The organism is Paenibacillus sp. JT22N15 (assembly GCF_059383755.1).
Genome location: NZ_JBXENV010000007.1, coordinates 377980 through 400809, shown reverse-complemented (window position 1 = coordinate 400809; position 22830 = coordinate 377980). Strand labels below are relative to the sequence as shown.

18 protein-coding genes are annotated in these 22830 nt (G+C 50.3%); 5 read left to right on the top strand and 13 right to left on the bottom strand.

The window, feature by feature from the left end; translation table 11 throughout:
• Positions 1-10: 10 nt before the first annotated feature.
• The 6 genes from AC50X8_RS16635 to AC50X8_RS16610 form a co-directional block, all read right to left on the bottom strand.
• A complete protein-coding gene (locus AC50X8_RS16635; protein WP_494880462.1) occupies positions 11-2311 on the bottom strand; it encodes a helix-turn-helix domain-containing protein in 2301 nt (766 codons plus the stop codon).
• Between the two features lie 172 nt (positions 2312-2483).
• The gene (locus tag AC50X8_RS16630; protein WP_494864578.1) at positions 2484-4808 is read right to left on the bottom strand and encodes a glycoside hydrolase family 95 protein; all 2325 of its coding nucleotides are present in this window, start codon (positions 4806-4808) and stop codon (positions 2484-2486) included.
• Positions 4809-4860: 52 nt separating this feature from the next.
• A complete protein-coding gene (locus AC50X8_RS16625; RefSeq protein WP_494880460.1) occupies positions 4861-5778 on the bottom strand; it encodes a fumarylacetoacetate hydrolase family protein in 918 nt (305 codons plus the stop codon).
• Positions 5779-5819: 41 nt separating this feature from the next.
• A complete protein-coding gene (locus tag AC50X8_RS16620) occupies positions 5820-6593 on the bottom strand; it encodes an SDR family NAD(P)-dependent oxidoreductase (protein WP_494864574.1) in 774 nt (257 codons plus the stop codon).
• Between the two features lie 17 nt (positions 6594-6610).
• On the bottom strand, positions 6611-7708 hold the full coding sequence (locus AC50X8_RS16615) for a mandelate racemase/muconate lactonizing enzyme family protein (protein WP_494864572.1): 1098 nt from the start codon (positions 7706-7708) through the stop codon (positions 6611-6613).
• 23 nt (positions 7709-7731) lie between these two features.
• Positions 7732-8511 (bottom strand): SDR family NAD(P)-dependent oxidoreductase, encoded by a 780-nt coding sequence (locus tag AC50X8_RS16610; RefSeq protein ID WP_494880457.1) that lies wholly within the window; start codon positions 8509-8511, stop codon positions 7732-7734.
• A 220-nt stretch (positions 8512-8731) separates the two neighbouring features.
• Here AC50X8_RS16610 and AC50X8_RS16605 point away from each other — a divergent pair, with 220 nt between their 5' ends.
• Complete coding sequence (locus tag AC50X8_RS16605) at positions 8732-9604, top strand: AraC family transcriptional regulator (RefSeq protein WP_494880454.1); 873 nt, start codon at positions 8732-8734, stop codon at positions 9602-9604.
• 69 nt (positions 9605-9673) lie between these two features.
• On the opposite strand, the gene AC50X8_RS16600 is transcribed toward AC50X8_RS16605, so the two are convergent.
• The 7 genes from AC50X8_RS16600 to AC50X8_RS16570 all read right to left on the bottom strand — a co-directional run bounded on the left by AC50X8_RS16600 (position 9674) and on the right by AC50X8_RS16570 (position 18313).
• The gene (locus AC50X8_RS16600; RefSeq protein WP_494880483.1) at positions 9674-9889 is read right to left on the bottom strand and encodes a hypothetical protein; all 216 of its coding nucleotides are present in this window, start codon (positions 9887-9889) and stop codon (positions 9674-9676) included.
• A 499-nt stretch (positions 9890-10388) separates the two neighbouring features.
• Positions 10389-12491, bottom strand: coding sequence for a WD40/YVTN/BNR-like repeat-containing protein (locus tag AC50X8_RS16595; RefSeq protein WP_494880452.1), 2103 nt, complete (start codon positions 12489-12491; stop codon positions 10389-10391).
• Positions 12492-12562: 71 nt separating this feature from the next.
• Positions 12563-15688, bottom strand: coding sequence for a hybrid sensor histidine kinase/response regulator (locus AC50X8_RS16590; RefSeq protein ID WP_494880450.1), 3126 nt, complete (start codon positions 15686-15688; stop codon positions 12563-12565).
• A gap of 189 nt (positions 15689-15877) precedes the next feature.
• Positions 15878-16762: an AraC family transcriptional regulator gene (locus AC50X8_RS16585; protein ID WP_494880448.1), complete on the bottom strand. Its 885-nt coding sequence runs from the start codon at positions 16760-16762 to the stop codon at positions 15878-15880.
• 96 nt (positions 16763-16858) lie between these two features.
• A complete protein-coding gene (locus AC50X8_RS16580) occupies positions 16859-17380 on the bottom strand; it encodes a hypothetical protein (RefSeq protein ID WP_494880446.1) in 522 nt (173 codons plus the stop codon).
• 15 nt (positions 17381-17395) lie between these two features.
• Positions 17396-17839 carry a DMP19 family protein gene (locus AC50X8_RS16575; RefSeq protein WP_494880444.1) on the bottom strand — a complete coding sequence of 148 codons (444 nt, stop codon included), beginning with the start codon at positions 17837-17839 and terminating at the stop codon, positions 17396-17398.
• A gap of 30 nt (positions 17840-17869) precedes the next feature.
• Positions 17870-18313 carry an SMI1/KNR4 family protein gene (locus AC50X8_RS16570; RefSeq protein WP_494880442.1) on the bottom strand — a complete coding sequence of 148 codons (444 nt, stop codon included), beginning with the start codon at positions 18311-18313 and terminating at the stop codon, positions 17870-17872.
• Positions 18314-18532: 219 nt separating this feature from the next.
• Here AC50X8_RS16570 and AC50X8_RS16565 point away from each other — a divergent pair, with 219 nt between their 5' ends.
• The 4 genes from AC50X8_RS16565 to AC50X8_RS16550 all read left to right on the top strand — a co-directional run bounded on the left by AC50X8_RS16565 (position 18533) and on the right by AC50X8_RS16550 (position 22717).
• Positions 18533-19396 (top strand): hypothetical protein, encoded by an 864-nt coding sequence (locus tag AC50X8_RS16565; RefSeq protein WP_056028330.1) that lies wholly within the window; start codon positions 18533-18535, stop codon positions 19394-19396.
• 63 nt (positions 19397-19459) lie between these two features.
• Positions 19460-20464 carry an aminoglycoside phosphotransferase family protein gene (locus tag AC50X8_RS16560; protein ID WP_494880440.1) on the top strand — a complete coding sequence of 335 codons (1005 nt, stop codon included), beginning with the start codon at positions 19460-19462 and terminating at the stop codon, positions 20462-20464.
• Between the two features lie 129 nt (positions 20465-20593).
• Positions 20594-21460, top strand: coding sequence for a helix-turn-helix domain-containing protein (locus AC50X8_RS16555; RefSeq protein ID WP_494864551.1), 867 nt, complete (start codon positions 20594-20596; stop codon positions 21458-21460).
• A gap of 150 nt (positions 21461-21610) precedes the next feature.
• On the top strand, positions 21611-22717 hold the full coding sequence (locus tag AC50X8_RS16550) for a glycoside hydrolase family 88 protein (RefSeq protein ID WP_056028337.1): 1107 nt from the start codon (positions 21611-21613) through the stop codon (positions 22715-22717).
• The last annotated feature ends 113 nt before the right edge of the window (positions 22718-22830 follow it).

Below are 22830 nucleotides of genomic sequence, written 5' to 3'. Positions count from 1 at the left end.
TGATGGGCGCCTAGATATGAATGGACTGCCTATAGGAGCTTGGCGCAACGCCCATTACCCGCTTGAAAGCTCTGCGGAAGGAATGCGAGCTGTTATAGCCGACGCGCGAGGCAATTTCGTCAACTGTGCAGCCTTCTGTGCGCAGCAAAGAGGCAGCGCGCTCGATTCGGACCATCTCCAGGTAATCGGACACATTCATATCCGTCACCTCTTTGAATAGCTGTGAAATATACTTCTCAGGACGTTCAACCTTCTCGGCGATTCGGTATAAGGTCAGCTCTGAGTCGCTATAACTTTCGGCAATAAATCGTTTGATGTCACCCGCGGTCTGAATATGGGCACTATTTTTCTTGCTGTTAATAATGCCGCACAACGCTTCGATAATGCCGTTGATCTCTTGCTGAATATCCGGCAGCATATCTGCTGCCTGGATGCCAATCATTTGATTTTTCAACGTATGAAGCAGCTCCGATTGGACGAGCGCCTTCTGATCCAGCAGCTTGAGCAGCGTTCCCTTCAGCTCGCCGACAAGCTGCTGCTTCATTTCCGGAGACAGCTGGTGCTGATCCGAGTTTTTGTCCATCACCGTCGATACGATCCGCTTGGCTTCCTCCGGCTCTCCTGCACGAATCGTACTAATCAGCCGCTGCTCCATGTCTAGCGGATAATAATAGGTCGCTGTTTCCCGGCTTGAATCACTGAACCACAGTATGCTTTGCTTGCCGGATAGCTCTGTATACTCCAGCGTTTGCCCGGCCTGCTCATACGAATGGCTGACATCCATCAGCGTGTGGAAGCATTCTCCAAATGCAGCTGACAAGGAAACCTTGTATTCGGAGTAGGCTGTTCGTGCGAGCCCCGTCAGCGCTTCATCTAACCGTTTACGGAAATCGGCGCCGCTCGTCTGCTCCCCCTGCTCCAACCAGATCATAACTAAACGATCCGATCCAAGCTCGGTCATCAGCAAATTCCCCTCGGTTTCGGATAATGCCTGCTTCATAATCAACCTTGCCGCGGAAAGCTCCTTTAATATATCGATGCTATCCATGCCAGAATAGCCGTTTATTCGCAAAATGCCCACGTAACCTTCCCCACCTGCAAGGCTAACGTCCGCTTGCGCCGCCGCAGCCGCAATTTCCTCCAGCGTATGAAATTCGCCTGCCAGCAGGCGCTTGAGAAAGCCGTCTCGAACGAGCGGCAGTTGACGCTCAAGCTCAAGCTCCAATTGCCGATTGCTCGTAATCATTTTCGAAATATTGCCCTGCAAAAAATCATATTCATTCCGCTCCGCCAAACCGTCCTTGCCGAAATGCTCCTTCATCACGCTCAGCAGCCGGTTAATTGGCACACTGTTGCGATAGGCGAGCAAGAGTCCCGCCAGCAGTCCAAGCACCAATGCAATGCCGGTTACCATCCAGGTCATATGCTTAATCTGATTTGCATTCTCCATTAGCACCTGGCGCGGTATGCCTGCGCGATAAGTCCAACCGCTCGTGTCGGATTGAATCGTTATGACAAGATCGTCATGGTAAAATTGGCTGCGCTTCGTCTGATCAAGTTCAGTGGACGTGGACAGCTGTCTTGCCGCTGCTTCCGTAATTCCCCGCACCCCTATCGTATTTCCTTGCGCATCACTAATGTGAGCCCAGCCGCCGTAGCGGTCTTCCAGTCCAGCAAGCAGATTGGAAATATGCTCCTCATCGATCATAACAACGACTGTAGCTGGCGACGAGCCGTTGAAGCTGTCGAGCGGCAGCGACTGCATGTAGGTGACGACCGAGCTTTGCTTCTTATTGCTCAAAAACGAACGGAGCGGCATCATCTCGCTGCTATGCGTTTTTCCGAGCACCTCATCCTTCCACTCATCGAGCGAAAGATCCGTGTAGTGGAAATTTTGGTAATAATGCTCTGGCCGAAAGTAGGCTGAGCCTTGGGTGAATATAACGTCATAATTTTTTAGATATATAAAATAATTTTGCAGAAAATCATTCGTCTGGCTAAATGGCGTAACCTGCTTCACCATGCTCCAGATACCATAGACGTTGATTTCGTCTCCCTTTTTCTGCTCATTCATGAGCTTATTCAGGTCGGGATTCAAAGCAAGCTGGCGGGTGAAGCCTTCCACCTCTACCATTCTTCGCTCCAATATTTCTTGGCTGCGCTGCAGCTGGGTCACGCTATTCTCGATGGAAATGGATTGCGTAACCGAAATCGAAGTGCGATACGACACATAACCCGCTATGCTTGGAATGATCAGTATAATTAAATAAGACACCAGAAACTTGCGAAAAATAGTCGTATATTTGGGCACAGCCAACCCACCCCTCTATATAATAGCGCTTTCATAAAAAGCGAAAGCATTGCCATCCCATTCTAAAAACGGCCGCACCTACATCATAACCTAACGAAGCGAAAAGACAACTACTTTATACTAAAGCGTAGTTGTCTTTTCTTTTATAGAATGGACTACCCAGGCTACTGCTTTATTGCTCTACCGCCATACGCTCCGATATTTGCAGCTCGGCATCAAGCCTGTAAGCCTGACCGGCCTCAAGCTCAACCTTCACAGCAAGCTCACCGAACCGAACGACCACCTGTGCCGAGGCATGTGCGTATAGTGTAGCTTCTGTAAGCCGATTGTTGCCCCATGCGGCATCCACCTCAATGCTGCCTTTCGCACGCAGGCCCTTGAAGGAGCCTGACCGCCAAGCCGAAGGCAAGGCCGGGAGCAGATGAATGTTTCCTGCATGGCTATGCAGCAGCATATCTGCCACCGCCGCCGTACCGCCGTAATTGCCGTCAGCAATAAAAATATTCGTATCTGCCCCGGCAACTCCCGCCTTGGAATAGGTTAGCAGGTTATCAAAGCATAGCTCGCTAATTAGATGGGCAATATGCCACAATGCACGGTCGCCATCATACAGGCGGGAAAAGCCGGTTGCAAACAATACCGCCGTAAATTCAATATCCTCCAGCTCATCAGTCATACGACCTAGCAGCGTCTGCCTCGCGGCTGCGCTTAGCTCAGGCGTATCGCGCGGATTGATCTGGCTGCTTGGATAAAGGGCAAACAGATGGGCAAGATGGCGATGCTCGGGCTGTGCCTCTTCGTAATCCTCCAGCCATTCCTGCAGCTGTCCTCTGCTGCCAATCTTCAGTGGAGGCAGTAGGGAAATCGCATGCTCCAGCTTCGCTTGAAGCTCAATATCCGTTCCGAGTAATTTCGCCGCAGCCAGACAGAAGTCGAATAAATCCCGCACCAGCACCTGATCCATCGTCGAGCCCATCGACAGCTGCTGCGGTCCCTGCTCCCGATCCGCGGGATAAAAGCTGTTCTCAGGCGAGTTGGATGGCCCGGTCACAAGCCAGCCCTTGGCTGGATGGATGGCCATATAATCAAGGAAAAAGGCGGCTGCCTCCTTCATCACCGGATAAGCATGTTCCGTCAAGAAGGTGCGATCCAGCCCATATTCATAATGCTCCTTGAGGTGCATGGCAATCCATAATCCGCCTGTGACATTAAGCCCCCAGCCAGTCTCCCAGCCAGGTGCCGCGAAGCCCCACGCATTGGAGAATACATGTGCGACCCAGCCCTCGCAGTCGTAAAAATCCTTGGCAGCCAGTCTCCCCGCTTCCGCCAGCCGCTCAATGTAGTGCATGAGCGGAACATGGCATTCTGCCAAATTGACGATTTCCGTCGGATAATAATTCATCTGCGTATTAATGTCCAGATGGTAATCGCAGCTCCAGGCCATCCGGTTCGCCTCGCCGTCATTCCATATGCCTTGCAAATGCAGCGGCAGCGGCGAATTTGCGCGTGATCCGGCTATCGTCAAATAACGGCCATATTGGAAAAACAAAGAGATAAGCTCCGGATCGTCATGTCCCTCCTGCCGCAGCAGCCGCATGCGCTCATCCGTCGGAAGCGCAGCAGCCTCGGATGCTCCGAGGTCCAGAGCTACACGGGAATACAGCGAGCGGTAATCCGCTACATGGTCGGCTTTCAATTGATCATAGCCTTTGGCAATAGCGGCTGCGAGCTGTTCCCCGCTTCGCGCTTTCCAGTTCTCATCCGTTTGGCCGTAATCCGTATGCATGGCAAAATAAAGATAGGCTTCGTCTGCGCCTGTCACAACAAGCTTATCCGCCCTTGACTGGACGCTGCCGCCTTGTACGACCAGCTTCACCAGCCCGTCGCACCAAACACCGCATGTGCCGTCGCTATGCATATCCTCTATTGCTTGCCCACGAAAGGCGATAGAATCATCACCTACTGCGACTGCCGCAAACTGTCCTGAGCGGCCGGTAACCCTGAGCGTGAAGCTGACGCTTTCTGCCTGCTCGCCCGCAAACCGCGCTGCAACGATGCCGTCGACATTAGTTGCAAAAGCTTCGCGGGTGAACGTCTGGCCTTCGCTTGAATAAGACATCGCTGCCGTAGCTTGCTCCACGTCGAGCTCGCGAATGATATCTTCACTCTGATGTCCGAACCGCAGCACCATATCGCAAACGGAAAGGTTAGTGCCGAAATTTTGCTTCTTCGGCTGCAGCTGCTCCTTAGCGAGCCGATCTCCCTCATTATAATCGCCCCGGTAGAAGGCTTCCCGCATCCGGTTAAGCCCCGCTTTCCCTCCTCCGTTTCCGGCTATCCGCTCCTTCTTCCCAGACCAATACGTCAGCTCCGTCATACACCAAGTTTCCCGCTCGCTGCCGCCATAAATAACTGCGCCAATCCGGCCGTTGCCAATCGGCAATCCCTGCTTCCAGTCCTCCCCCGGACCGTCGTACCAAAGCTTCGCTTGACTCACTATGCATCACCCTTCAGCTATATCGTTATGTCCCATTAAAGATCTGCCCCTGCTAAGCCTCGCTTACAAATCGGTTGGTCAAGCTGCCTAAGCCTTCAATTTCAATCGTTACCGTATCGCCATGGCGCAAGTAAACCCGCTGCTCCTCTGGCAGGCCGAGCACAACACCCTCCGGCGTTCCGGTCAAAATAATATCGCCCGGCGACAGCGTCATATGCTGTGAAATATAGCTTACAATTTCGGCGCAGGAAAATATCATATCGCTCGTATGGGAATGCTGCCTGACCTCCCCATTGACGGTACACTTTATATCGAGCGCATTGGGGTCCAGGATTTCATCGGCTGTTACCAGATAAGGACCAAGGGGACTGAAGTCATCGCAGCTTTTGCCGAGCAGCCATTGTGCCGTCCGCATTTGAAGATCCCGTGCCGACAAATCATTGACACAGCAATAACCGAACACATGCCGGGGCGCCTCTTCCTCGCTAATGTATTTCGCCGTTTGGCCGATGACGATAACAAGCTCCGCTTCATAATCGACCTGTGTCGTTACCCGCTCCGGCAATGCAATATCCCTGCCATGACCAGTAAGCGTGTTGTTAAACTTGTTGAACAGAATGGGGTAGTCTGGAACCCGCGCATTGGTCTCCGCTGCATGCTTTCTATAATTCAAGCCAACGCAAATGATTTTGCCCGGACGGGTGACGCAAGGCCCCCATCTTACCTCGTCTTCAGCCAGAATAATTTCTCCACACGCCACACCCGGCTGCTCTGCCGCTTTCATGACGCGCTTTGCGTAAGACTCCAGCTGCGCAAGCGCCTGTGAACCGCCCGCAATAACCTGCATAACATCGGTTGGAACAGCGGCGCCCGGCAGCCATCGCAGTGCCGCTTGAATATCCAATATGCCCTCGTTCACCTTAAGACCGAGACGATACATTCCGTCCGTATCAATCGTTACCAGCTTCATTTTATCCAACCGCCTTTATAACAAAATGGTTTACGCATCGATTATGCATCCTTGCCGAAGACGACGCCTCCATCGATATACAGCGGAGAGCCCATCATGAAGGAAGACTCATCAGAGGCCAGAAATAATACCGCGCTCGCTACATCCTCCGGCTTACCCAATTGTCCGCCAAGCTGTCTCAGCTTGATGGCTGCAATTGCCGCATCCGGGTCCTCGTAGGAGCTTTTCAAATATTGCTCTACAAACGGCGTCATGATCGTTCCAGGCAGCACAGCATTCACCCGGATATTGTATTTGGCATAATCGACCTGCATCGATTTGGCGAGTGACAGCACCGCCCCTTTGGTAGCCGAATAGGAAGCTCTTCGCGCGAGGCCCATCTCCGCAATACAGGAGGACATATGAATGATATTGCCGCTTCTGCGTTCCATCATATAGGGCAGCACGTATTTGGAGGGCAGGAACACGCCGCGCAGATTGACCCGAACGACACGGTCCCAATCCTCAGGTTCTATTTCATGTATAGCCCCTACCCCGCTAATCCCTGCGTTATTGAATAAAATATCGATGACGCCATATACCGCTATCGCCTGCTCTACCATGGAACGCACGGAAGGTGCGTCCGTCACGTCAGCGTGCAGGAACAATGCCTCACCTCCAGCAGCTTGAATCGCTTTGACGGTATCTCGTCCCTTTGCTTCATCAATGTCATTAACGATAACCGCAGCCCCTTCACTCGCGAACCGCTCTGCCGTCACTTTTCCGATGCCGGAGCCCGCTCCTGTCAACAGCGCTATTTTGCCATGCAGTCTCATCGCTTTGCTCCTTTCGGTTATCTGATGCGATATTGGTCAAAATAACGAGGAATGATTTCAGTCGAAGCTCCCGGCAGCTCCGGCAGCACATAAAACCCATTTTTGACCGTAGCCGGCTCTACAAAAATCGTCCTGATCCACGGAATATACTCCAGCATGATCGCTCCAGATGTCGCAGCGACCAAATGCTGATGAATTTGCCCCATATCTCCCACATGCGGACAAATCGGGATATCATAGGATGCGGCAAGCCCCGCTACCTGCAGCCACTCCGTAATGCCCGCGACACGGGTCACATCGACCTGGCAATATTCAATCGCCCCCTGATGGATATAATCGCGGAACGCATATTTGGAATAGACATGCTCGCCAAGAGCGATCGGCACATTGAGCGCATCGGCCAGCTTCCGGTGGCCCATAATATCGTCCGGGTTAAGCGGCTCCTCCAGCCAGAACAGGTCGAATTGCTCCAGCTTTTTGCCCCACGTTATCGCCGTGTTGATATTCCATTGCTGGTTTACGTCTATCATAAAAATAGTTTTGTCGCCAATGGCCTGACGGACCGCCTTCACCCGCTCGTAATCCTCATGCGGATCGGCCTTGCCCACTTTAATTTTCACCCCAGTGAAGCCCTGCTCGACAATGTCCGTTACATCCTTCAGCAAACGCTCCAAAGACCAGTTCAGCCAGCCGCCATTCGTGTTATAAGCTTTAATTCCCGTTGACTTATGCCCGCCAAGATACTGCCACAGCGGTTTGTTCGAGGCTTTCGCCATAATATCCCAAAGCGCAATATCTACTGCCGCAAGTGCCATATGGGCAATACCCGCGCGGCCAATCCAATGCATTTTGCCGTAACGCAGCGTATCCCATATTTCCTTCACCATAAAAGGGTCCTTGCCGATTAGCTCAGGAGCGTAATAACGCTCGATTGTATCGACGATCATATCGTCACCATGCGCACAAGTGCCTGTGTAGCCATAACCAACATAACCTTCATCTGTAAAAATCCGAACGCCAGCCAGCCCCCAATGCTGCGCCACGTTAATCGCATCGGTTATTGGCGGATCAATCGGCACATGCAGCACGAATGTTTCTACTTTTGTAATTTTCATCTTCACATCTCCTGCCATGTCAGTTAGTAGCCTAGCGATGCGCCGCCTTCGACCGGAAGCGCCACACCCGTAATAAAGGAAGCTTGCTCTGATGCTAAATAGAGTACTGCCTGGGCAATCTCCGAAGAATGGGCCGGACGTCCGAGCGGGTGCATCTCGTCCAAAGTGCGCTGCGCTGCGGCAGGATCGGCCTGCTGCTGCACCCACTCTTCCAGCAGCGGCGTCATTACGCCTGCCGGACATACGCAGTTGATTCTGACGCCGCTTGGGGCAAAATCAAGAGCCAGCGATTTGGTCATAGCGATAACCGCCCCCTTGGATGCGGCGTATACGGCATTGTTCCGCTGACCGACTAGGCCATTGAGCGATGCCAGATTGACAATATTGCCTTTCGTGCTGCGCAAATGTGGGATGGCGTGCTTGATCATCAAATAGACGCCCTTCACATTAACCGCAAAAATCCGGTCGAAAGCCTGTTCGTCGATGTCCTCTATGGGCTTCGGACAGATGATAGCAGCGTTATTGATGAGCACATCCAGCTGTCCATACGTTTGCAGCGTGGCCTCCAAAAGCGAAGTGACGGACTCCTCCTGCGAGACATCGGCTTGGAGCACCACTATTTTTGGAAGCCCTTTCAAAAATCTATATTTTTGCAGCAGACCTTCCGCCACTCGCTGAGCCTCCGAAGCATTCAAATCTGCTATGACAACATGCGCCCCTTCAGCGGCGAACATCTCCACACATGCCTCACCGATACCGGAGCCGCCGCCCGTGACCAGTACGACCTTTTGGTTAAATCGCAATAGCTTCCCTCCTTGGACGGGTTCATATCTCGAAGCGTAGATCCTAATCGCTTCTGTTGTTTTCTGTTGTTAATTTATCCACTCATATATCAATAGCGCTATGCTTAACATTGAAGTTATTGTATCATTGATGTAGATATTCGTATTTGATCAGGCATCCATTAATTTGACGATTCATCCGCTAATTTTCAGATGCTATAATCTAAAACGAGGTGCTCGCATGAAGCTTTTGAACGAGATGACCCCCTATGTCGGCGACTGCATGAATTACTTATATGATGGCAGCTCCAACGAGAAGCTCCGCGTCTGCAGCGTGTATGCATTTCATTTATTTACCGACGGACCAGGGGAGATGGAGATTAACGGAGTGCGTTACCCATTCGACAGCAGAACGCTTATTTTTCTGAAGCCGGATGAGCCCCATGCCTTTCATATTACGCCCAGCCAGCCGCTGCAATCCTATAATCTCTATGCCGATCTATGGGATGACAAGGAGCCGGTTTCCGTCAATCGAACCTTTATTTATGCGCCCGAACCGTTTGAGCTGCACGAAACCTCACGCAACCTTCCTTGTGACGAGATGGACCGTTTGCCACGCGTCTATTCGCTGCAGCCCTATCCTGAGCTGTATGATTCGTTCGTTATGCTCGCCAAGCTTTATCATAACGCGGCGTTTTACCGGACGGAGATGATCAATAGTCTGTTCTATGCGTGGATGCTGAACTGGTACAATACGGTTCACACCCATCAGCCAACCGATTACCGGATTGTCCGTTTGCTCGCTCACTTGAACGACCATCCAGAGCAGCGCGAGCCGGTTGAAACCTGGTGGACATTTTGCGGCTTGCAGCGCACCTACTTCCACGCCCTGTTTCTGCGTGAGACTGGTCTAACGCCCAAAGCCTACCATCACAAGCTGCTGATGAGGCGCGCTTCCAATCTCTTGCTGGAAACCGAGCTGAGTGTAACAGCCATCGCTGAGCGGCTCGGCTACCCCTCCATCCACCCGTTCACGCGCCATTTCAGCGCCTCCTATGGCGTCAGTCCTAAACAGTATCGACTGCAGCCGCAAGCAAGAGTAATGGTGCTCTAACGTTGGGGCTACCTGTCTTACGCGAATAGGCCACCGTTTGCGCGGTGGCCTGCTGCGTTGGTTTATTATTTAGTATAGAGCTGTAACGGTACTATACCTCATACAGCTGTATATGTGAGGACAATCGGATTGATTAGCAGCCCTCCACGTTTCCAAATAATCAGGTGCGGCAAAATAAATTAAGTACATATCCCAGTAATCTACGTTCAGCTTTTTACAAGTTTGTTCAAAAGCCTTCTTGGTCGCTTCATATCCAAGATCCGTATTCCACACTTTAGACGTGATAAAAAATCCCTCGCGCGATAGCCCGCTTTTCTGAATCTCTCTTCCTAATTCTGCTCATTGCCATAAATTTTAGCAGTATCAAAATGCCGATATCCGATTCGAATAGCCTCACTGATCGCCGTTTCAAACTATCTTGCTTTCGTTATTTTGTATACCCCAAACCCCAATTGTGGACTTTCAACCCTATTGATTGCTTTTACTACTCTCGTATCCAGTTCCCAATGTCCAAAAGCTTCTCGCTTGGCTCTAGCGGACCATTCCAATTGATAGAGCACTTCTAGCTGACTTCGCTCTCTTGTGGTAAGATGTTTGTAGCTCATGGCCGATTCTCTTGTGTAGGGGTGGTGTGATAACTTCATTCTACACACGAATCTGTCTTGGGTCATTTTTATGTGTCGCACTTCATATTACAATCCGTCTATTCATTCTTGGGGATCGATCATTTTGGAATAACGATGTTGCCCCGTTGCTTGCCCAGCGCCCCCCCAGCCTCACAAGCCTAATCCTTTGTTCCGGCCATAAAGCCGCGCCCGTTAGTGCCAATATAGACTTTTCCGTATTCCTGACGGTCCGCCACCATAACCTGAGGCTCATTTCCGATTTGCATTTGCGGCGAATTAATCTGTATCCATGTGCTTCCCATGTCATCCGAACGGAATATGCCCTTCATCCCGCCGACCTCTCCATATATAAAAGCTGCTGGCTGTGTCTGTCCCGGGGCCGCTTTGCCGAATGCAAACAATCTCGCTTCCTTAATCTGATCCAGCTTGGTAAAAGAGGCTCCTGAATTGGCTGAGACATACAAGCCATTGGCTCCTAAGCTAATCCAGAGCACGCCTTCCATTCCGGGAGCAGCCTCAACCTTCACAGGGCTTCCCCCTGGCAGCGGAGTTTGGTTAGCTATGGACCAGCTTTGTCCTGCGTCCGAGCTCACATGCAGATAGCCCGATTTATAGGCATAAAATTTGCTTCCGTTCACCCGATCAGCAGCTACGGGATGATTGTATGAAAATATCATACTCCCGCCCACCGTTCCCGTCGGCGCTCCCGTCATGGCCTCCCATGTAGCTCCCCTGTCAGTTGTCCTCACTGGACTGCCGGATTGGGGAAACCATAGGATCGTATTGAGGTCTGTAGCCGAATAAGCAAGTCTGCCCAGCTTAGAGCCCGCAGGTACGGGGCGGGCTTCCAGTGTTTGTCCATTATCCGATGAAACGAACATGCGGGTAACCGTTCCATACCAGTCATCACTCCCGATAAAGGCCACATATTGTGGATTAGCTTCGTGATAGTCGACACTTACCATCTCTCGCATCGAACCCATCTCCAGCCTCGTTGCAGGTGAAACATTCACATCCATATGACGAAAGCCAATAACATCGGCTACGCCGGTGAATAGCGCCGCTCCGTCTGGCGGCGTAGCTCCTGTGAGGGCAACCACCTCTTCATGGCCTTTGGATAAGGTCTCCCATTTTGTCCACAACGTCCCAATGTCTCTTGTTCTGTAGACGCCAAACCAGTCAGCGGAATAAACGGTTCCGGCATGATGCGGGTCAAACGCGACAGTAGAAGTGGCTGAAAAAAACATATTGGGCTGCCACCAACCGGGTTTGGAAGTTTGAGCCTTGTTCACTAACGTCCAGCTCTCTCCCCTGTCTATGGAACGGTACAGCGGAAGCTGGCCTCCGCTTGTCCTGACCGCTGCCAGGAGATGGCTATCGTTATGCGGATCAATATCAATGCCGTAATAGGACGTATATGCTGTATTAGGCGTAATATTGCTCCAGCTTCCGTCCTTATACCTATGCACTCCGTTATTAGGCGTGGTCACATACAACGACCCATCCTGCCCTGTGGCCAAACGAGCCGGATGGGTAGGGCTTCCCGGAATCAGATTCCAAATAGAGCCCTCGCCTTGTGTCTCATAAATCCCGACTCCCATTACACCGACATAGAGTGCTGTCTCCAGGTTAGTTGCCCCGGGAACGCTCCCGAAGATCAGGCTGCGAATCCCTTTGCCACTTGTCCCGGCGGGAACCTCATTTACTTTGGACCAGGTTTGTCCTGCATCCTGGCTTCTATACAACCCGTCATACCGGGTACCCGCATACACAATGTTAGATAGATTGGGGTGAACTGCAATACTCTCCCCCATGGCCCGCTCCACATTGCCATTAGCCTCATTGCGCTTATTCAAATTTGTTCTGGACCACGTATTCCCGCGGTCGGTAGATTTCAGAATATCACTTGGAGATGCACTCCCTGTTTTTCCAGCTGCTACATAGACGATATCAGGGTTTTGTGGATCAAGCGCAATACCGTCAATCCCATACAAATTGCTTTGCTCCGGGCCCAGTCCGTCCATTAGCGGAATCCAGCTTGAATCATTAGGGTCCAGACGGTATGCCCCGCCAACGTCAGTGCGGATATACACCAGATCCGGTTCAGACGGATGAATCACAATTCCTGTCACATACCCTCCTCCCCCGATCGATACATTCTTCCACGTATAGCTTTCCGATGATACAGCATACGCTGTGTTGCCGGGCAGCAACAAAACAACAAAGGTCAACAACGTACCAAGCATTTTTCTCCAGTCCAAATCGGTTCCCTCAATTCCTGCAATATTAGAACGCCAGCACGTTCCCTGCCAATCACATTATGCATACCTCTTTATATCGGTCTATTAACCCCAAACCCTACAACGGTTCCCTCGCCAACCTTGCTCTCAATATTCAGCCCTCGACCGTAAAGCCGAGTCAATCGGCTATGTGTATTCAACAGACCAATCCCACGATTTTCTCTGCCTGCCGGGCTTAGCAGCCTGCTAAGCTGCTCCTCATCCATGCCACTCCCCGTATCACTCACATAAAAAGCCACAGTATCGGCTTCTTTCTCAATCCGAATCGTAAGCGTCCCGCCATTGCGCCGGCTCAACAGTCCATGCCTGACCGCATTTTCCACTAACGGCTGGATGGTAAGTGGAGGAATCGGCATTTCCTTATTAACGTCCGCCTGTACTTCCCACTCCACCTTAAGCCGCTCTCCAAAACGCTGCTGCTCAATAAATAAATAGTTTTCTACCAGCTCAAGCTCCCGTGACAGCGGTACAAGCTTTCCAGCGGTAAGAAAGTCAAAGCTAATACGCAGGTATGACGTAAACGCCTCTGCTAAGTTTCTCATCTTGTCCGCATCAATTTCGCTTAGCGCCAATATCGAGTTCAAAGCATTAAACAGAAAATGCGGCTGGATTTGCGCCTGCAAATAAGCAGCTTCCATGCTCAGCCGTTCATTCACCGCCTGCTTGAGCGAGGAAAGCGATCCCGCCCGATATCTCAGCTCAAGTGCATCTACGGGCTTGGTGACATAATCGTTCGCTCCTGCCACGAAGCCGGCATAAATATCTTCCGGCTCGCTGCGCGCGGTCAGCAAAATAATCGGCAGCTCATACAGCGTAAACCGCTCGCGAATTAATCGCGTCAGCTCGTAACCTGACATGCCAGGCATCATCACGTCTGCAATAACGAGGTCCCACTGCTCTAGGTGGAGCTTTTCTAATGCTTCCTGCGCGGAAAACGCCATTTCAATATGGTACATATCTGCTGACAAAATATGAACCAGCACCTTCAGATTGATGGGATCATCATCAACAGCCAGCACACGAATAAGTTCAGCACTTCCTTCGGACTTGGCAGCAGGCGGATCGACTTCGGTTAAATCATAACGGGCGGCTGCCATGGCGTCCGCAGCTGCTGACAATTGTGCGCCGACAGACGCAAGCGTTTCTGCTTCCTTTTTCATATGAATCATCGGCCGAGGCAGGGCGTCCTCCACACGCTCATCAAACACCGACAATTTAAAGCTGAACATACTGCCCTTGCCTAGCTGGGATTGAACGAACAGCTCGCCGCCATGCAATTCGACCAAGTCCTTGCATATACTTAGCCCGAGCCCAATGCCCCCGCCACCAGAAGCTCCTTGCTCATAACGCTTGAAAGCACGCTTCTGCATCGCCTCATCCATACCTACTCCGGTATCCGTTACACGTATCCATACTTGTCCGTTTACGAGCTCAGCAGCCAGCTCTACGCTTCCCTCTTGGGTGTACTTCAGCGCATTATGCACCAAATTAATAATAATTTGCACTAATCGTTCTTCATCGGCATAAACACGCGGCAAATCTTCCTTTATGTCCATCCGCAGCTTAACCTTCGTCCCCTCGGTCAAAAACCGCAGCATATCCAGCACGCCAGCAGCAACGGACTGGATGTTGACCGCGGACATGCGAACTTGAATCCTTTTATCCTGCAGCCTGACAACGTCGAGCAGGTCCCCTAGCATGAGCGACATTCGGCGGCTGACCATAATAAGCAGCTCCATATCACGCTGGCTCTGCTCATCCAGCACATGTTTTTTTCTTGTCAGCACGCTTTGGGCAATGTTCATAATGCCGTGCAGCGGCGTGCGCAGCTCATGCGACGTATTGGCGAGAAAACGATCCTTGAGCTGGTTAGACTCCGCCAATTGGGCGTTGAGGGAAACATTTTCATGCCAATTGTGATAATATCTTTTAAACCAATGGGCCGAGAAGCTCGTAATTGCAGCAATTAAATCCACCGGATAAAACATATATTGCGACGTTCCGGCGTAATACACCGTTCCCCACAAAATATTATTAATGACACATACGACGGAAAATAACAGAAACAATGCGCCTTCTGCCTGATTTAACACCATTTTCATAAAATAATAGGTCGTCCAGAACAAAGGGAGGTAATACAGCAGCATGAATAGCCCCGATTCTATCGAATAAAGCACCGGCTCTAGCGGACCTATTGCGACAAAAATCGTATACGCCGCGAGTAGGCAGACGTAGCTATTAAACAACAGGCCTTTGCGGTTAACTCCAATAAAAGCCCTTCCCATCATGAGCAGAAAGAAAGAGAACCATGCATACGCATAAGCTTTCAGCTTCAACGTCCATACAAATTCAGCAGGGATTAACTGGAATAAAAGCCCATGGTGATGGGCGGCAACCGTCATTGCCGATGCAATCATCATGAGAAAAAACATAATAAATTCGGTTTTCTGAACATTAATCAAATAAATGATCAACGCATATAACGCATGAAGCAGGAAAATGACAATGACGATTAGCTGAAAAGCACTGGAATAGGTATAGATTTGGTCAATCTCTTCTTCCGTGCCAATCTGTACAGAACGAATAATGCCGCCGTTCAGCGGCGCTTCATAATTGGAGGCTCGAACGAACAAATCCAGCTCCACTTGATTTTCACCGTCATAGCTCACCTTGAATGACTTATTTTCAGAAACATGTCCTTCCTGCCCCTCGGCAAGCTCGCCGAACTTGGCTAGCAGCTCCCCGTTAATCTCCACCTCCGAAGCGGTATAAATCGATTGAAACCACACGCTAAACGGCTCCACTAAAGGTCGATCGAGCAAAATACGCACATAATACGTTCCATATCCGTATGCCTCTTGATCAGCATGCTCAAAGGCGGCATTCCATTTGCCCGGCACCTGCAGCAGATGTCCCTGAACAGCGCTTTCAACATTAGACGCCCCAACCCATTGCCCCGCATAAAATAACCACTCTCCGTCCAGCGGGAACGGCTTGGATTCATCCAAATCTACACCGCGCAAATCCAGCACGCCTTGCTTTACCGTTGGCGGATTCTCTACGGTGAGCTGGTTTTGCCAGCTCCAGCGCACAGCAATGAGCAGCAAAACAAAAAATACCAAGTAAATCACATGACTTAACTGAATCTGTTTTCTCAAAATGATGATAAACCCCTCATTTACCGTTACATTCTAATTCTCTCAAATATAGCTCATGCCGCCACAAATGAAAATAGTCCGAATCATCGTGCTGCCGAAAGCCATGCCTATAACCTTGATTCAGCAATTTCAATGAATGCAAAAAGGGAAGCACGATTCCTTCCGGCTTCCCTTTCTTTTTATGCTGCGTCAATCGCTACTGTCTTCCATTCGCTTCCTGACCGGTATCCATATCTCGCTTTTAAACGTCGCGGATGTGATGTCCTTATGCTCATTCCACAAAATCTCCGGCCCCTCTACTTGCTCATAGCTGGAAGACGGGAACCACTCCGAATAAATCCGGCCCCAAATTTCTTGAAGCGTACCCGGGAATGGCCCGACTGCTTCAAATACAGCCCAGGATGATGCAGCAACCTCAATTTGTGAAAATGGCTTTGGACACGCGAGCGTTGTGGCCACGCCAATATAATGGTCCAGCTCGCCCTTCTCCTCCATCCGGCCTTCCGAGAAATTCGCCGAGCCGCTGATCATGCCATAGGGCTCGGTATTGGACAGCTGCTTGAGCGCAGCTATCTTTTGCTCATCCAAGCTTTGCCACATCGCCGCGATTTCCGGATTTACCCCGTTAAACTGGATGGGCACTCGCTTGTGAATGCCGACGATGCGAAAACCCGCTTTTTCCTCGATGCGATAATTCATTTCGACCCCTCCTTTAACGATTAGCTGGAAGGTCATGCGAGGGCAAACCTTTAACGATGGACCGCTGCTTCTTGCTTCGGATGGCGTAACCCCATGGTAAAGCTGAAACGCCTTCGTAAATGCGTCCGGTGATTGATAGCCATATTTCATCGCAACATCGATCACTCTAACCTGGCTTTGCTGCAGCTCAAAGGCAGCGAGCGTTAGACGCCTGCGGCGAATATACTCTGACATCGTAAGCCCGGCAAGGAATGAGAACATTCGCTTAAAATGATATTCCGAGCATAACGCCCGCCTTGCCGCCTCTTTAAAATCAATCTCCTCCGTCAAATGCTCCTCCATATAGGCCAATGCCAGGTTCATATGCTCAAGCATCTTGAGTTGCCCTCCCTTCCACATTTGTAGAGTATCAAATTCGCCACGAAGGAGTCCGACAGTACATGCACCAAATTGACGGGTTAGTTTAAGGATTTAACAATCAAACGTAATAATCAAACGTAGAGTTGAGGGCTCTTCCCTTCCAACCACATGGTTGACGACATCCAAAAAAGCACGGCTACATTCCATATAATTTACGGTATCTATATAAACTTTTCCGTCCATCGTTTCGTCTTCAAACTCAAACACTTGGTTCCAATTGTATTCTAAAAGTTCTTTGGCGGTAAACCAAGTAGTGCTGTGATACTCACCATATTTCATTTGAAGCCGAATTTCTGGACTAACATCGTCAGGCAATCCGCGCGGTTCACTGATAAAAGGCATTTGTTCAGAATTCCGAATATTAGCCAGAATGGCGAAGAGATAATAATTCCTATCTTTAAAAATCATATCCTCCATCTCGACTACCCAAGGCGCCTCTTCGTTACGTTCCGGATAAAGAATGGCCCAACGGCTTTTAGTCCATTTATCAATTGACATCCATATTCCTGTATCATCTAGGCCCGCATACCGATACATTTTTTGCTCTACGAAACAATGAATATCCGTCCCCATTTATTCCCTCCGTATCTAAGGCTTCAAGTGTAACAAAAGATAATAATGCGCATAAGCCTTCTCGGACAGCTTGTCCTCATCCTCCCAAAACTGCTCATCCTGCTCTTCGAGCGTATCGCTCTCCTCCTCTGTCAGCACCTTCGGAATGTCCCAAAGGGCTTCTAATCGAGGATCATCCTTATAGGCATCGATCACCGCATAGCAGCCTGTGAGAATATCCAGCGCTTTTGGCGCTGTAATGGAATTTAAGGCACGAACAGCGTGCAAATAAGCTTCATATCCCCAGTTGCAAAAAAACTGCAGAAACCCGCCGTTATACATATCGGCTTCCAGCAGCCATAAAGCTGCAACTTCCTGCTCCGCCTCCGTTAAGGAGCCCCAATCTCCGCCAGCCTGATTTTTCTTATCCACAAATTGCATGGCAAAATCAAACCATACGTCCGAAACATTTTTCTCCACTGGACTTCCGCCTCTCCTATCCGTTTCCCCTCACCACTCCAAAAAACAATCCTCTATCAGCGCCTCAAACGAGTCTGCCAATGGCTTCATTTCCCCGTTATCGTGATAACAGATGAGAACCTGCCCAGCAGGATTAATGATAATAGGATCGCCTGAGCCATCCATCGATATGACATAACTGCTCTCCAAAACCTCGGCAAATGGGCTGCCTTCAAATTGCGCTCGAAAATCCAGCGTCAAATCGACAACCGTTTCTTTTCCTATGCTGGAGCCGTTGGAGAACGCATGTACAGCTAGACCTGCATACGCACCGCCAAACGCCTGGATAAAATGAATATAGTCTGCATGAAAGCTCACATTCAGCCGCTGCTGCGCACTTGCGATTTCCTCTTGGCTGGCAGCAATGCCCACTAAAGAAAGATTATCCTCCCGATAAAGGAACGCCTTTAGTCGTCCCATAAGCTCCTCATTCATATCATTCATATCCTCCTTGCCGATAATAACTAGCTTTTAAGCCATATTAGCTTCTACCATTCCTGCTTCCTACTCACTCTGCTCTTGCTTCCTATTGTACCATCCGATTAGCGTATTCTACCAATTGTTCCTCCCCGATTTGCATTGGCCATGCGTTGCTATTAATCTTATATTTGAACAGCATTCACCTTTAATTCTAATAGACAAGGAGTCTACATAATGGATAAAAAACTGCTGAAAGCGCTCAAAAAGCTGTATAAATATAACAATTCCAAATACGATCGTGAGCGCAGCATCAGCCTGTATAACACGGATATTTTGGAGCCAAGCGAGCGCGAGCTGCTTGAACATCATAAGTGGGAAGCTAATAAAATCGAGCTGCTTACCCATGACGAGCTGAACCGCAAGCTCATTGCGCTTCAATCCACCGAATCATTTTCATGGGCCAGCATTGCTGGTATTTTCGTTGCTGGTGTGGGTGGAAGCTTTCCAGCAGGCATCTCCTCTTTAATCAACTATAAACAAATGATCCATATGCAGGAGCATCCTTATGAGCAGGCAGAGCGTTTCATGTGCTGCAAATATTGCGGATTCACCAGTGACCAGTACGAGCATATTGCCTATATTCGCTACGCCATTCATTTGGGTAATGCCTATGATTCAACAGTTGGCGCTTACGCCCATTTAACTGAGTTAGCTGAGCTGACTGCGCAGGGCCCAATTATTCCAACCACTGAGGATATGCAAAAATTCGTCCAGCTGCTGCACTTAATAGATGAAGCAGAAGTGGGTGAAACACCCGGCAAATTGGAGAAGCGCCTTACCGCAGCGAAGCTTCTGAAAGGAACGCCCGGGATGCGCCGCAGCATTTTGCAATCCCTCGCATGGGTAGGTATACTGCCCAATACGGTTCTCCCCCTCGCTCCTGACTCCTGGACGAATATCGAGGACGTTTTGAACGGCGGGCTCCAGCTAAGCAATACGAAAGGACGCTCCGATATGGAGATGCCATGGGCAGGCTGGAAGGGCGAGCTAGGCGTAGACTGGAATAAAGCGCATCAGCTGTTCGGGGAATATATTTAAGGCCAATAATATGCAAAAATATCAGGTAGCGACTAAAATATGCCGAGTAAGCAGGGGGTAAACATGCAGGTGCAACGAATAGAAAAAATGATTGCGGAGTGGGCGTCCGCAAACGCCGCTGCCATTGGTTTAGACCCGAATGCTATTCGGGCGTCATACATCTATAATCCTGGGGGCTTCGACAACTTGTCTATCCGTCTGACGGACGGCCGCACTCAGCTTCACGTCAAGCTGGCTCCACCTGACAATGCCCCGCGGCTGCGCCAGTGGGCTGGCGTCAGTGATTATCTTGCTGAGTCCTACACCGCGCCAAGCTTGGTCTATGAGATTGACCGCGAGATCGTGCCGGGATACCCCTATGGACTCGTTTTTGAATATATCGCGGATGCAATCCCGCTTATGGAAACACCGAATCCCGAGGTTGCGCTAACGGGTGTCTTAGAGACCATTGCTAAGCTCCATTGCGACGAGCGTCTTCGTGAAATGCTGCCTCGAGCTGAGACTCGCACTTATGCGGAGGCATTTGAGGACGAGTACATTTCCCGTTTTACGGAGGATCTCGACGGAATTCTAAGCTCGCGCGATTTGATCAGGGATTTCGTGTCAGACGAGACGATTTTGTGGTTCGGGGAAGAGATTGGGAGACTGAGGGACACCGTCCTGCGCACACCTGCATTTTTACTCCCTGCAAGCGATGTTGTTCATAACGACCTGAACAGCAACAACGTACTTATCTCCAGCAAGGATGGCTTCAGAATAATTGACTGGGATGACCTATCCGGTCAGGGCGATGCGGCGATGGACTACTCGGTACTGCTTTGGCCACTATTGCATGATCCATCTTGCCCGTTATGGAAAGAAAAGGTGCTGGCAGGAGCAGGGGCTGAGGTTATTGAACGACTGGAGCTGTATTTTCGGGCGAAGCTTCTAGATGACGTTATTGACGTGCTGGCTGACTATGTCGAGGCTGAGCAGGTGCCGGAGCATCGGGAGGAAGCTCAGCGCAAGGCCAAGGCTATCCATCTTCATGCTTACCCGCAGTATCTCGCCAAATATGGCCCCGGTTAAAGCGATTGCGCCGTGGTCAGCTTGTCCCCGCAAGAAAATAGATGTTTTCGACTCATGGCGTTCTTCCTCTGTATAAGGCTATAATATAATCGAACACAAATGTTTATATTTTGTCATCGCGGAGGGCTTATGAAGCAGCTGTTCGAACCTGTCTTTTTTCAAAATCAGCAGTCGCTTGTGTGGAATTATAATATGTACACGGACGACCACTACAAAGGTTATTACCACTGGCATCAATGCTGTGAAATCATGTACATCCACCGCGGCCAGGGGCATATTGTCGTCAACCAGCAAATGTACGATATTCGCGGAGGCATGCTGTTTTTCTTTCAGCCGTATCAGCTGCACCGCATTTATTCGGACGTATCGCCGGAAAATCCGTTTCAGCGCTCGATTTTTTACATTGACCCCCATGCTGCAGAGAAGCTGCTGCTCGGTTTTCCGAATCGCAAAACGATTTTTTCGGCGTTATGGCAAGGGTCAAACGATCGCTGCGGCTTTGATCTGAGCGAGCGTGCCACGGTTATGGAATGGATGCTCCAGGCTTACGACTGCACGCAACAGCCCAGTGGTTCTATTCATCGTGAAAATGTTGAAAATATAACAATGCTGCTGCTTCAGCTCGTAAGCTGCCTGGAGCTTGGCGACAGCACCCTGCTGCCTGCCGAGCAGCATCGTTCGCTGCGCTATTCCGAGCGCATGATGAGCTGGATTGAGGACCATTACCATGAAGAAATTCATTTGGAGCAGCTTGCGGCAGCTATGCATTTGTCCAAATCGTATATTTCCAGACTGTTTCATCAGGAAACGGGAAGCCGGCTTGTCGATTATTTGACCGCTCGGCGCATTAAACAGGCTTGCCGGCTGCTGCGCACGACCGATTTGTCTGTCGAGCAAATTGGCATTGCCAGCGGTTTTCCTAATGCCTCTTATTTTAACCAGCTATTCCGCAAGGCGCTCGGAACCACTCCGCTCAAATACCGCAAAAATCAGTAGCAACCCGTACAAAGTAAACCTAAGCGGCGCCAAAGCTTTGCAGCGCAATGACAAAATATAAACATTTCTTTATATTCAATTGCAACTTTCTATGTCTCATACGGGCTATACTCAGGTCACCACATATTCAAAGTGATGGAGGCCTGTACAATGACTACAACCTATTGGCAAGAAATAATGAATCGGCTGGATGGCAAGGCTGAGCGAATGGTTCAGCAGATCGGAGCGAAATGTCCGCATTTCGCTGGCAAGGACGGGAAATTTGACGATATTGGGTCCGACTGGTGGACGACGGGCTTCTGGCCGGGGCTGCTCTGGATTATGCACGATATGACGGGCAAGCCAGAATACAAGGATGCTGCTTGGCATTGGGATGAAACGCTAGAGCAATGGTTTATTAAGCCGACGGTTGAGCTGCATCATGATGTTGGCTTTCAGTTTTTGCCGACTGCGGTGATTAAGCATACGCTCACGGGCGATGAGGATGCTTTGCGCCGAGGAATCGAAGCGGCGAACTTCCTCGCTGCCCGCTACAACCCGGTTGGCAAATTCATCCGTGCCTGGAATGAGGACAAATATGGCTGGGTCATTATCGACTGCATGCTGAACATCTCCCTCTTGTTCTGGGCGAGCAAGGTGACCGGAGATCCGCGCTACAAGCATATTGCGATCAGCCACGCGGAGACGACGCTGCAATACGGCATCCGTCCAGACGGCTCAACGAAGCATATTATTTCCTTCGATGCTGAAACTGGCGCCTACCTCGAAAACTTTGGCGGTCAAGGCTATTCGCCGGAATCGTCGTGGAGCCGCGGCACCGCTTGGGGGCTGTACGGCTTTACGAATACGTATCGCCATACCGGAGATGAGCGTTTTCTCGATGCGGCGAAGCGGATCGCCCATTACTTTATCGCGGGCCTGCCGGGTGATCAGGTGCCGTATTGGGATTTCCGTCTCGGAGACGATGAGCGCCTGTTCCGGGATAGCTCGGCGGCAAGCATCGCCGCATCTGGTCTGCTGGAGCTGGCAGAGCTTGTGGCCCCCGGCGAGAAAAGCTTGTATGCGAATGCCGCGGAGCGGATTTTGCGTTCGCTGACGGAAAATTATGCGACATGGGAGCAGCCGGAGCATGAGGCGATTTTGCTGCACGGAACAGGCAGCGGCACCAGCTTTATCGATGTATCGCTTATCTATGGCGATTATTATTATGTCGAAGCGATTGCCAAGCTGAATGGCTGGAAGCACCGCATTTTTTAACGGCTGGCAGCCCTCCCCCAAAAAACGATTTGAATGAATCAAAAAGAATGCCCTCCGGACATTCATTGCAACGCCCAAAAGGGCTTTGCAATGAGCTTCCAGAGGGCATTTTA